The following is a 12,573-nucleotide window of genomic DNA, read 5'->3' as shown; positions in this document are numbered from 1 at the left end:
TTAAATAAATTATTATTTATATTTTGTATACTTCTAACCAACTTCAAAGTAACACCTGTTACCAACTAGAAAGATTAGAAGTATATATTATAACGACCTTCACATTTACACAATTTTAATAATTATATTATTGCTTAAAATTTAGTCGTTCCTCATAAATAAGGTGACCACGATGGGAATTTTACTTGTCCATCAGTCGCTGGTAACCTTGCTTTAAAATTACCATCAGTTGAAACAAGATTTAAAATTGTACCTAAACCTTGCGATGAACTGTAGATAATCATAGTGCCATTTGGAGCAATACTCGGTGTTTCATCTAAAAACGTATCAGTTAATCGTTGATAAGTATTCGTTTCTAGATCATATCGAGTAATATGTTGCTCACCATTATTAGTAGAAATCACAGCAATAAACTTACCATCAGGAGATACGCGAGCATTTTGATTCTGCGTATTATCCCAAGTTATACGTTGTGATGCTCCACTATTAATGTTAATTGAATATAGTTGAGGACGTCCCGCCTGATCAGATGTATAAACTATAGTTTCATTATCAGGCATCCATGAAGGTTCAGTGTCATTACTGCGGCTAGAGGTAATTTGTGTAATTTTCTTAGTTCTTAAATTCATCATATATAAATTTAAGCTACCACCTTTTGATAAGGCAAAAGCTAATTTGCTACCATCTGGTGAAAATGCTGGTGCACCATTATGCTGTGGAAAAGATGCAATAGTTTCAACTGCACCACTTTCTAATGTTTTTAACACTAATGCAGAACGACCACTTTCAAAAGTTACATAGGCTATTTTTTTGCCATCAGGTGACCATGTTGGTGACATTAATGGTTCTTTTGAACGGTGTACGGTGACTTGATCAAATCCGTCATAGTCAGATACACGTAATTCATGTGTGTAAGGACCCTTACTATTTTTAACGACGTAGGCAATACGTGTTCTAAAAGCACCCTTGATACCAGTTAACGCTTCAAAGATTTCATCACTTGCAGTATGGGCTGCATAACGTAACCAACGTTGTTCAATAGGAAACTGATTTTCAACTAAGACAGCGCCAGGACGTTCAACTGTATCAACTAATTGATAGGTGATAAGATATTTTCCTGATGCATCAGGTTGGATTGTTCCGACGACAACGGCAGAAATACCAATATTGCTCCAAACACTAGGATTGACTTCAGAAGCGGTAGTTGGTTTTTGCGGCATTGCTGCTACATCAATTGGATTAAATTTACCACTATTGCGTAAATCAGAAGCAATAATATTATCCACAACTTGTGGAGGTTCGCCACTACCTGTCCATTTAAATGGTATGACCGCAATTGGTTTAGCAGAACTTACGCCATCAGTGATTATAATTCTAACTTCAGCAGTAGCTATCATTGTATATAAAAAAACAAAACAAGCTATCAAAAAGCGAGAAGCAAATTTGATCATCTTAAATTCCTTAATCAAAAAGAAATATATTTAAGTTAAAATAAGTATAACAACCGTATTTAAATACAAAAAGATAAAACCTTTTAACAATTAATAAAATGTTATTAAATGGTATCACTCTTTACAAAATATAAATATCAGCGTGAAAGATAGCCGAAATTGCGTAACAAGTCCATAGCTATTTGAGTAAAAAAGATTTTTCTATATAAATTATTTAATATTCTTATATTCGCAATTAATGTCGTTTATTTACTATACTATTCTGATTTGGGTGGAGTTAAAAGTAGTCGCCAAAAATTTTTATTTAAATTAAATATAATCAGGCTAAAGATATTAAAGAATGATGAATAAGAATATATTTCCAAATTTGCTATTTTTGGCATTTTTCACAATAGAATGTATTGCGTTGGCCTATTCGATGAGACTTTATGTCAGATTTACAAATTAAACACTTTTCGCCTTCTCTACCATATACTTGGAGCTTTTGTACAAAATAACCCGGTTTACCATCAGATTGAACAAAGTCTTTAAGTGTAGTACCACCTTGTTCTATAGATTTGGTGAGCACTTGTTTAATTGCTGTGACTAATCGTTCAAATTCTTCTAAAGTTAAACTATTTACTTTCCGGTGTGGATTAATTTTTGCCATAAACAATGATTCTGAAGCATAAATATTACCAACACCAACCACAATATGGTTGTCCATAATCCAGCTTTTTATAGGAATATTTCGATTAGTCGCTTTTTCGAAAAGATAGTTTGCTGAAAACTCCTCGCTTAGAGGTTCTAATCCTAAATGCTTAAATTGTTTAAGATCATCAATAGAATTAGTCCAAAGCCACGACCCAAAACGCCTTGGGTCGGTATAACGTAATGTCACACCATTTTCTAATACCAAATCAACATGATCATGTTTATCTGGTTTTTGGTTTGATTTTACTATGCGTAAGCTACCAGACATACCTAAATGAATTACAATCCAATTTTGCGTCAACTGTAATAATAAATATTTAGCACGTCTTGTAATATCTATTATTATTTGACCTTGAGCATCGGAAATAGCCACATCAATAGGCCAACGAAGCTTGGGTTGTCGAACAACAACTTGTTTGATAATTTGGCCTTTTAAATAAGGTATAATACCACGCCGACTAGTTTCTACTTCTGGTAATTCAGGCATTTAATAATCTCATTTAATTATTGAACATGTCAGTAACCCAGCTAGGAGCCGATTGATTTGTCTCAGTTTGAGAACTGACAGCACATAAACTTTGCGGATTGACCGTCCATGCAGGTAAAGTCCTTACTCCTCCTCCATCGCATTGCCATTGGCCACTACTATCAATAGGTACCATAAAGATATTTTGTGGTACTGAAAGTTGTAATTTTTTCGGTGGATTATTTTGTAAGTATTCACTATATATTTTTAATGCACCTGTAGCGCCTGTTAATTTCATAGGTGAATGATCATCAAGCCCTATCCAAATGACTGCAACATTTTTTCCATCAATACCAGTAAACCAACTATCACGCGAATCATTACTTGTTCCAGTCTTGGCAGCTAAATTGAATGATCCATATTTAGCTTTCAATGAACGTGATGTTCCTGATTCAACGACTTGTTGCATAGCGTAAGTGGTTAAATAAGCCGATTGCTGAGAAACCGCTTGAATTTGTTGCGGGTAATTTTGATAAACAAGTTCACCTTTATCAGTTAATACATACCGTAGTATTGTGAGCGGTGCACGTTGGCCATTATTGGAAATAGTTTGGAACATTTGTGCTGTTTCTAATGGTGTTAACTCTAGAGCACCTAATAAGCGAGAAGGCAAATTAGGGATACGATCTTCAGGTACCCCCAATGCTTGTAAAGTCGTTTTAGTTGCGTCTAAACCTAATGACATACCTAAGTTAACTGTAGGTACGTTAAGTGAAAGGGCTAATGCATCAATTAACATCACTTTATCGCGAAACTTCCGATCAAAATTCTTCGGTTGCCAATAACCGCCGTTATCAAGTTTGATTGATAATGGGTTGTCATTTAACCAAGTATTAAGCTGATAACGTTCTGGCTGACCTAATGCAGTTAAGTAGGTTGACGGTTTTGCCAGTGAACCAATTGCTCGTCTAGTTAACCACGCTCTGTTATAACCAGGGTAACGTGGCTCAGCGCTACCAATAATAGAACGGATTTCACCTGTCTCACGGCTCACAATAACCATTGCTGTTTGTAATTCTTTATTAGTCGATTTACGTAATGTTTCTATTTCATCCGTAACCGATTGTTCTGCTGCAGCCTGAGCAACTGGATCGAATGTGGTGAAAATTTTCATTCCTGACAGGTGGTCTGCTTTGTCACCCAACTGTTTTCTAAGCTCACTACGAACAACTTGCATAAATGCTGGTTGCGGTGATATCACTCCACCTTTTGGTAAAACTGAAAGTGGGCGTTGGCTAAGTAAATTATATAATTCCTCATCAATAATTCCTTGTTGCTCAGCAAGTTTTAATACAACATTACGACGTTCAATTACTTGTTGCGGTTGAGTCCAAGGATTATAGTACGAAGCACCTTTTACCATACCTACTAATACAGCTTGCTGATCTAATGTCAATTCATTAACTGGGCGACCAAAATAGTACAGGCTTGCTAATGGGAAACCATGAATTTCTTCACTACCAGCTTGACCTAAATAGACTTCATTTAAGTAAAGTTCTAAGATACGCTCTTTACTATATCGAGCATCTAAAATGATAGCCATATAGGCTTCACGTATTTTACGACTGATACTTCTCTCATTAGTTAAAAAGAGGTTTTTAACCGTTTGTTGTGTTAGTGTGCTTCCACCTTCAGTTCGGCCTGTTGTTAAATTAACATATATGGCTCGACCAATAGAATATAAACTTACACCATGGTGGTCATAAAAACGTTTATCTTCAGTTGCAACTAAGGTTTTTATTAACGAGTCAGAAAATTCTCTTAAAGGCACAAAAAGCCGTTGTTCACCATTTGGGGAATGCATCATCGTTATTAATTTAGGATCAATCTTAAGTAAGCCAAAATCACGACCTGTGTCTAAATTAGATATGCGATCTATCCTGTTTTCATAGAAAGTAATTTTGACACGAAAAGCTTTTTCTTCACCATCAGGAAATGTAAATGGACGACGGTAAATTTCAACAGCACCATTTTGAACAATAAATTCACCTGGTCGAGTAGCTTTACTATCTTGCTGACGATACTGTGCACCTTTTAGCAAAGTAACAACATCGCTAAGACTATAATCACTATCTGGTTCAAGGTCGACTATCTGTCCATAAACAGCCGCAGGTAATTCCCAAACATTACCATCTATACGCTCTTTAATTTGTTGATCTAAGTAAATCCCATAAACGACAGTTACAGCAACAAAGATAAGACATAATTTGAAAAGCAACGACCAAAGTCGACGCCACAATGATTTCTTATTTTTTTTTGAAGCTTTTTTAGTCGATTTCTTTTTAGTTGGTCTGTTCAAACTGCACCCAATATTAAGATTAAATAAAATTAACTTATAATAACATAACTTTTAATGAAGCATTGAGCTTCTTATCAATAAGATATTTTAGTTTAAATAATATAGTTAAATATAGAAAATCAATTAAAAACTAAGTTGTGGCTGAATATTTTTAACTTTTTCTATAAATGCTTTTTTAGACTTACCGGTTAAACCTTCATTAATCGGTAAACTTGCTGTTAATGGATTAACAGGTTTATTATTGATATGTAATTCAAAATGCAAATGTGGTCCAGTAGAACGCCCTGTATTACCAGATAAACCAATTTTGTCACCCTGTTTAACTTGTTGGCCTGGTTTTACTAAAATTTTGTCTAAATGCATATATGACGTCATATATTGCCTACCATGGCGTATAGCAACATAGTTACCTGCTGAGCCACTGTATTTTGCAATAACAACTTCTCCATTTCCTACAGATAATACTGGCGTTCCTCTAGATACTGCAAAATCAACACCATTATGTGGTGTAACTATTCTTGTAACTGGATTTAACCGACGAGGATTAAAACCTGATGACACTCGAGCTTTTTTAGCTAAAGGATATCGGAAAAAACTTTGAGATAAACTACCTGCATTAATATCATAGTATTTACCATCATCAGCTAGAATCGCATAATAATCTTTAGACCCATTTTTAATGCGAACACCAAGTAATTTACTATTGGATAAACGATTTCCATGCATTTCACGAGATAAGTATACCACGAATTTGTCGCCTACTTTTAAACGTCGAAAATCTAAACGCCACTGCAATGCACGTGTAATAATTCCAATTTCATTACTCGTTAAACCAGCTTTGCGCGCATCAGCTACAAAACTGGATTTCAGCTCACCTTTAATAACATTATTTTGTGAGACACCTTCTACTGTTTCAGTACTTTCTATAAATTGATTGCCTGACTTTTCAAAAATTCGAACATTATTAGTTGATATTGTCCAGTTAAAAGTGAGCAAATTGTGATTATCATCGGTTGTCCAACTAACCTGCTGACCAATTCTCAAATTGGCTAGTTGTTTATACTTACCTGTTAACTGTGCAATATCATTTTTATTTACATTATAACGATTCAAAATATCGTGTAATGTATCACCACGTGAAATGGTATATTGCACTGTGTTATCTTTTTCTTCAGCAAGATCATCTAACTCATCTTTGGCTATATCATCTTCAGGAACATCAGATGACTCTGTAACATTTTCAGTTTTAGATTTATCACTAAGCATATCAATACGTCCATCACCAACAATAAGTGAAGATGAAGGCGTATCTGTAACTGTAGTTTGAGCTTGAGAATTCAGAGGGACATACACTGTACGATCTAAATTTAAAGGTCGCCACAATATAGTTACAAAAATAACAACAACAAGGGCTCCTAATACTGAAAAATAGGGAATTTTGAATTTATTTTTTGCAATATTAGGGGATTTAATCTGCTGTGCCAAAATTAACCTTAACTATCTTATAATCTAAACTATTTTTTATCTAAACAATCCAACAGCTCCTGAGTTAATGTTAATAAAAAGTGTGAATAGGCACCTTTTTCGACAATGATACCTGTCCCTAATGGATTTAATTCACCAATTTTAACATTTGTACCATTTACTAACTTCTTTATAACTGCAGGGCTAAACTGTGGCTCTCTAAAAACACAGACTGCTTGATGTTCCGCTAGCTTTTTTTGAATTGCATAGACAGTTTGAACGCCAGGCTGTACTGCTGGGTTTATGGTAAAACTTCCTAGATTTTTTAATCCGAACTGTGATTCAAAGTACCCATATGCATCATGAAACACAAAATACCCTCTATTTTGTACGCTAATTAGTTTTTTTGCAATGTTTTGTTCTGTTTCTGATAGATTTGTAATGAATTCGTTCAGATTTGCATCAAGCAACTGCACTTTATTAGGATACAGTTTTATAAGCTTATCATGGATCGATTTTGCAATAATTTTAGCAATTTTTGGCGAAAGCCATATATGTTCATCATATTCACCATGATGATGGTCATTATCATCATGAGGTATTTCTTCATCGTGATGATTGGTTTTAAGCAAACTCTTAATTTCGGAAACATCCATTAATTCTATCTGCTTGTGTTCATCAACATTTTTTAAAACAGTTGGCATAAAAACTTCCATATCTTCACCAACCCAAATTATTAAATCAGCATTCTTAATTTTAGCCAAATCGGAGGGTTTCAATGAATAAGTATGAGGAGATGCGCCATCCGGCAATAGTATATCTGTATTTGTTACACCTGATGCAATTGCTTCCGTAATAAAACCTATCGGCCTTACTGAGGAAATTACAGTGGCATTAACATTATTTGTTAATCCAATAACGATTAGCGTAAGTTGAGCAAGAAAACGTAGAACTTGTCTGATGTTTTTAGTTAAATTTTTCACTTTGTCATCCAATATTTATAAAATATGATGGAATAAAACCACATTATTGTTATAATATAACATAACATATTGATCGGCAAGGACTATCGATATCATGACACAATTAATGGCTCTAAATAATATTTCGGTTAAAATAAATCAACAAAAAATATTATATGATGTTTCATTGACGATTAACTTAAGCCAAATTATTACGATTCTAGGTCCAAATGGTGCAGGAAAATCAACACTCGTCAAAGTTATTTTAGGATTAATTTCACCTACAACAGGCACCATTGAACGTGCTTCTGATTTGACTATCGGTTATGTTCCTCAATCAATAAATTTGAATCCAACTTTACCTATAACCGTCAAACGGTTTATGCAGCTAAATAAACAATTAAGTTATGATGATATCATCCAAACATTATCTTTAGTAAAAGCTCAATACCTGATTGACCGATCTATGCATCAATTATCAGGCGGGGAGTTACAGCGAGTGCTACTTGCTCAAGCATTAGCAAAACGCCCAAAACTACTTATTTTAGATGAGCCTACACAAGGTGTAGATGTAAATGGACAAGTGCTATTGTATGATTTAATTATTGATGCTAAAACGAAGTTTAGTTGTGGTGTTGTAATGGTTTCACATGATTTACATTTAGTTATGGCAAAAACAGATGAAGTAATTTGTTTAAACCATCATATCTGTTGTTCAGGAACACCGGCTAATGTCTCAAACGATCCAGAATTTGTTTCTTTATTTGGACCTCACGGCGCATCACAAATCGCTTTATATAAGCACCATCACAATAATGATTGTTGCCAGCATCACAATGATCATAATCGAAAAATTATATTACCTGATTCAAGAGGAACAAAATAATGATTGAGTTACTCTTACCCTCTTTACTTGCAGGTTTATGCTTATCGTGTTTAACAGGTCCATTGGGTACATTTGTTGTTTGGCGAAGAATGTCTTATTTTGGAGATACGTTATCCCATGCAGCATTATTAGGGGTTGCCTTTGGCTTCCTTTTTGATATCAATCTATTCTATGCCATCGTTTTAGTGACACTGATATTAGCTATCGGGCTGTTATGGTTAGAATCTCAAAAACAACTACCTGTTGATACATTACTGGGTATTTTAGCTCATAGCGCTCTTTCACTTGGTTTAGTTGTGATGAGTTTAATGAATAGTATACGCATTGATTTGATGGGTTATCTATTTGGTGATCTTTTATCTATAACAATGTTTGATGTTTATCAGATTTTAATTTGTGTAGTAATAATTGGAATTCTGTTGATATGGCGTTGGAATCAATTTTTATTTATCACTGTTAGTGAGGAACTAGCATTTAGCCATGGTATTAATGTTCCACTAACAAAATTTATGCTTACAATACTTTTAGCATTAACAATTGGTATTGCTATGAAATTTGTTGGAGCTTTAATTATTACTGCACTATTAATCATTCCTGCTGCTACAGCAAAATATTATGCTAAAAACCCAGAATCAATGGCATTTTTTGCAATATTAATTGGGATGCTATCTATTTTGGGTGGGATTCTGTTTTCATCAATTTATGATACTCCAACAGGTCCTTCTGTTGTATTAAGTAATACTTGTTTATTTTTTATATCATTATTTATTTCTAAATTCTTTTTAAGAACTAAAAATTAAAATATCAGTAAAATTAGAAAATTTATTGCGAGGGAACACGCATTTTTAGTTTTCTGTTTGTTCACATTATTTAATTACTAATAAAGTGCTAAAAATCAGAAACTAATGAAGACAAAACTATGTCTCTCGCAATTATTTATACAAGAGCCTCTATTGGAATACAAGCACCTCAAATTAATGTTGAAGTACATATTAGTAATGGATTACCAGGTTTCGTTCTGGTTGGTCTTCCAGAAGCAACGGTTAAAGAATCTAAAGACCGAGTTAGAAGCGCTATTATTAATAGTGGCTTTACATTTCCAGCAAAAAAAATAACTGTTAATTTATCTCCAGCAGATCTTCCTAAAGAAGGTAGTCGCTTTGATTTGCCTATAGCTATCGCTATTCTTGCAGCAACCGAACAAATACCTAACGATAATCTAACTAAATATGAATTTTTAGGTGAATTAGCCTTATCTGGGGAGATTAAGGCAGTAAAAGGGGCTATTCCTGCTGCTATATCATCTAAAAAAAATAATCGTACATTGATTATTTCTAGAGAAAATCAATCTGAAATATCATTAATCCATCATAATAATACGTTAATTACGCATAATTTATTAGAACTATGCCAATATCTATACAATGAAATTAATTTACCTACTGTTGAATACAGAGAATACAAAGATGATGATGAGCAAATAATTAACCTACAAGATATAATTGGTCAAGAACATGCTAAAAGAGCCTTAGAAATTGCCGCTGCAGGTGGACATAATCTATTGTTAATTGGTCCACCAGGGACCGGTAAAACTATGCTAGCCACTCGGTTAACTTCATTATTACCATCATTATCAGATGATGAAGCACTTGAAAGTGCAGCAATCACCAGTCTTGTTAGCACTAATGGTTCTATTCAAAATTGGCGTAAAAGGCCATTTAGAGCCCCGCATCATAGTGCATCAGCAGCAGCTTTAGTTGGTGGCGGCTCAATTCCTAAACCAGGAGAAATTTCATTAGCACATAATGGAGTGTTATTTTTAGATGAATTACCAGAATTTAACCGTAAAGTATTAGATGCCTTAAGAGAACCCATTGAGTCGGGAGAAATTGTTATATCTAGGGCAAATGCAAAAATAAAATTTCCAGCAAAGTTTCAACTCATTGCCGCTATGAATCCTAGCCCTACGGGTCATTATCATGGAACTCATAATAGGACAACACCACAACAAATTATACGTTACTTAAATCGACTTTCTGGTCCATTTTTAGATCGTTTTGATATATCAATTGAAGTACCATTACTACCTAAAGGTACACTAAGTCAAAAAGTTAGTGTAACTGAACCAACTGATAAAGTGAAAAAAAGAGTTATGGATGCTAGAAAAATTCAAATGATAAGAAATAAAAAGTTAAATAGTCAATTATCACCAAAAGAAATTCAAATTCATTGTTTGTTAACTGATGAAGATAATGAGTACTTAGAACAGGCTTTAATTAAATTAGGACTTTCTGCTCGAGCTTGGCATAGAATATTAAAAGTATCTCGGACTATCGCCGACTTAGATTGTTCAAAGAACATAGAACGAAAACATATTTCAGAAGCACTGAGTTATCGTTCTATGGATAGATTATTAATTCAAATGCACAAAAATATTGGCTAATAAATTAATCATCACTATCGACAAAGTCATCACTCACGTCAACTTGAGGTTTTCCACCTGATAACGTGTGAAAACGTTTTGGTTTGTTAATTTTAGAAAGGTACTTTATCCATGTTTTTTCATAATCTGTAACTGGTTCCTTTTTCCCTTTACAAACTGCAACAAAAGATTTCTCTTCTGATGTAGTTGGCTTTTTAGTTTCTGCATCGAGATCTCTAAAAGCACAACCATATTTTTCTAAGATCTGTGCTTCTTTGATAGTAAAATCGCCATGACGAGAAAATCCTCTTGGATAATTCTTATTATCAAAAAAACGTTGTTGACTTACAAAACTTTCAGCCATGTTATATCCTCTAGATTATAAAAGTTGTTGGGCGGGAATTATAATTGACAAAGTTAATCTGTAAACAAAATTTTTTTATTTATATAAATAAAATTGAATAAATGACTAAAATTAGAACAAATCTATTATTTTTATGGCAGGGGCGGAGAGTCTCGAACTCCCAACACCCGGTTTTGGAGACCGGTGCTCTACCAATTGAACTACGCCCCTAGATAAGGTGGCGGAACGGACGGGGCTCGAACCCGCGACCCCCTGCGTGACAGGCAGGTATTCTAACCAACTGAACTACCGCTCCACCGTATTTTTTGGTGTGTTTATAAATTAAAAGTCTGGCGGCACCCTACTCTCACATGGGTAATACCCACACTACCATCGGCACTACGGCGTTTCACTTCTGAGTTCGGCATGGGGTCAGGTGGGACCACCGCGCTATTACCGCCAGACATATTCTGTCTTCTCTTTTTCAATTGATGTACATTATCTCATCTTTACATCAATCGCTCAATCCGGAACAAACTGTTTTATTAATCTTTAACCATCTTTCGATGATTTCTTAATCTCTCAACTTGCGCAACCCAAAACAACTCCGAGTTGTAAGGTTAAGACTCTCGGTTCATTAGTATCAGTTAGCTCAATGTATCACTACACTTACACACCTGACCTATCTACGTCTTAGTCTCAAACGGACCTTACTGAATCTCTTCAGGGAAAACTCATCTCGAGGCTAGTTTCGTGCTTAGATGCTTTCAGCACTTATCTATTCCGCACGTAGCTACCGAGCAATGCAATTGGCATCACAACCCGAACACCAGCGGTGCGTTCACTTCGGTCCTCTCGTACTAGAAGCAAACCCTCTCAATTTTCCTACGCCCATGGCAGATAGGGACCGAACTGTCTCACGACGTTCTAAACCCAGCTCGCGTACCACTTTAAACGGCGAACAGCCGTACCCTTGGGACCTACTTCAGCCCCAGGATGTGATGAGCCGACATCGAGGTGCCAAACACCGCCGTCGATATGAACTCTTGGGCGGTATCAGCCTGTTATCCCCGGAGTACCTTTTATCCGTTGAGCGATGGCCCTTCCATTCAGAACCACCGGATCACTATGACCTACTTTCGTACCTGCTCGAGCCGTCACTCTCGCAGTCAAGCTAGCTTTTGCCATTGCACTAACCTCCTGATGTCCGACCAGGATTAGCTAACCTTCGTGCTCCTCCGTTACTCTTTGGGAGGAGACCGCCCCAGTCAAACTACCCACCAGACAGTGTCCCTTACCTCGATTCAGAAGTATAGGTTAGAACATCAAACATTAAAGGGTGGTATTTCAAGGTCGACTCCATGCATACTGGCGTACACACTTCTTAGTCTCCCACCTATCCTACACATTAAGGCTCAATGTTCACTGTCAAGCTATAGTAAAGGTTCACGGGGTCTTTCCGTCTTGCCACGGGTACACCGCATCTTCACGGCAAGTTCAATTTCACTGAGTCTCGGGTGGAGACAG

General features: G+C 35.5%; 9 protein-coding genes, 2 tRNA genes and 2 rRNA genes. 3 read left to right on the top strand and 10 right to left on the bottom strand.

Annotated elements, in window-relative coordinates; genetic code table 11:
* Positions 1–152: 152 nt before the first annotated feature.
* From tolB to znuA, 5 genes are all read right to left on the bottom strand, one after another.
* Entirely contained in the window at positions 153–1,448 is a 1,296-nt protein-coding gene (gene tolB / locus A9G07_RS10925; protein WP_065735188.1) for a Tol-Pal system beta propeller repeat protein TolB, read from the bottom strand.
* 373 nt (positions 1,449–1,821) lie between these two features.
* Entirely contained in the window at positions 1,822–2,631 is an 810-nt protein-coding gene (gene mutM / locus A9G07_RS10920) for a bifunctional DNA-formamidopyrimidine glycosylase/DNA-(apurinic or apyrimidinic site) lyase (RefSeq protein ID WP_065735158.1), read from the bottom strand.
* Between the two features lie 13 nt (positions 2,632–2,644).
* The gene (mrcB, locus tag A9G07_RS10915; RefSeq protein WP_065735157.1) at positions 2,645–4,969 is read right to left on the bottom strand and encodes a bifunctional glycosyl transferase/transpeptidase; all 2,325 of its coding nucleotides are present in this window, start codon (positions 4,967–4,969) and stop codon (positions 2,645–2,647) included.
* Positions 4,970–5,092: 123 nt separating this feature from the next.
* Positions 5,093–6,454: a murein DD-endopeptidase MepM gene (mepM, locus tag A9G07_RS10910; protein WP_065735156.1), complete on the bottom strand. Its 1,362-nt coding sequence runs from the start codon at positions 6,452–6,454 to the stop codon at positions 5,093–5,095.
* A 29-nt stretch (positions 6,455–6,483) separates the two neighbouring features.
* Positions 6,484–7,416 (bottom strand): zinc ABC transporter substrate-binding protein ZnuA, encoded by a 933-nt coding sequence (gene znuA / locus A9G07_RS10905; protein WP_065735155.1) that lies wholly within the window; start codon positions 7,414–7,416, stop codon positions 6,484–6,486.
* A 94-nt stretch (positions 7,417–7,510) separates the two neighbouring features.
* Here znuA and znuC point away from each other — a divergent pair, with 94 nt between their 5' ends.
* The 3 genes from znuC to A9G07_RS10890 all read left to right on the top strand — a co-directional run bounded on the left by znuC (position 7,511) and on the right by A9G07_RS10890 (position 10,724).
* Positions 7,511–8,281: a zinc ABC transporter ATP-binding protein ZnuC gene (gene znuC, locus A9G07_RS10900; protein WP_065735154.1), complete on the top strand. Its 771-nt coding sequence runs from the start codon at positions 7,511–7,513 to the stop codon at positions 8,279–8,281.
* A complete protein-coding gene (znuB, locus tag A9G07_RS10895) occupies positions 8,281–9,081 on the top strand; it encodes a zinc ABC transporter permease subunit ZnuB (protein WP_065735153.1) in 801 nt (266 codons plus the stop codon). The genes znuC and znuB overlap by 1 nt, the downstream gene beginning before the upstream one ends.
* Positions 9,082–9,200: 119 nt before the next feature.
* Positions 9,201–10,724 (top strand): YifB family Mg chelatase-like AAA ATPase, encoded by a 1,524-nt coding sequence (locus tag A9G07_RS10890; RefSeq protein ID WP_065735152.1) that lies wholly within the window; start codon positions 9,201–9,203, stop codon positions 10,722–10,724.
* Between the two features lie 4 nt (positions 10,725–10,728).
* Here A9G07_RS10890 and A9G07_RS10885 read toward each other — a convergent pair whose 3' ends face one another.
* From A9G07_RS10885 to A9G07_RS10865, 5 genes are all read right to left on the bottom strand, one after another.
* Positions 10,729–11,067, bottom strand: coding sequence for a DUF413 domain-containing protein (locus A9G07_RS10885; protein ID WP_065562455.1), 339 nt, complete (start codon positions 11,065–11,067; stop codon positions 10,729–10,731).
* 134 nt (positions 11,068–11,201) lie between these two features.
* Positions 11,202–11,277, bottom strand: a tRNA-Trp gene (locus tag A9G07_RS10880).
* 8 nt (positions 11,278–11,285) lie between these two features.
* Positions 11,286–11,362 (bottom strand) — tRNA-Asp (locus A9G07_RS10875).
* Positions 11,363–11,394: 32 nt separating this feature from the next.
* Positions 11,395–11,510: ribosomal RNA gene (gene rrf / locus A9G07_RS10870) — 5S ribosomal RNA — on the bottom strand.
* A gap of 152 nt (positions 11,511–11,662) precedes the next feature.
* Positions 11,663–12,573 (bottom strand): 23S ribosomal RNA (locus A9G07_RS10865); the annotation flags it as partial.

Source organism: Gilliamella sp. wkB72, from assembly GCF_001693745.1.
Lineage (GTDB): Bacteria > Pseudomonadota > Gammaproteobacteria > Enterobacterales > Orbaceae > Gilliamella > Gilliamella apicola_E.
Note: the sequence above shows the minus strand (reverse complement) of the source record. Positions and strands in the feature narration are given on the sequence as shown.

What these genes read in the sequence shown, in the direction of transcription:
- znuB (WP_065735153.1), top strand. Translation starts at nt 8,281, where the DNA reads ATGATTGAGTTACTCTTACCCTCTTTACTTGCAGGTTTATGCTTATCG.
- A9G07_RS10890 (WP_065735152.1), top strand. Translation starts at nt 9,201, where the DNA reads ATGTCTCTCGCAATTATTTATACAAGAGCCTCTATTGGAATACAAGCA.
- znuC (WP_065735154.1), top strand. Translation starts at nt 7,511, where the DNA reads ATGACACAATTAATGGCTCTAAATAATATTTCGGTTAAAATAAATCAA.
- A9G07_RS10885 (WP_065562455.1), bottom strand. Translation starts at nt 11,067, where the DNA reads ATGGCTGAAAGTTTTGTAAGTCAACAACGTTTTTTTGATAATAAGAAT.
- mutM (WP_065735158.1), bottom strand. Translation starts at nt 2,631, where the DNA reads ATGCCTGAATTACCAGAAGTAGAAACTAGTCGGCGTGGTATTATACCT.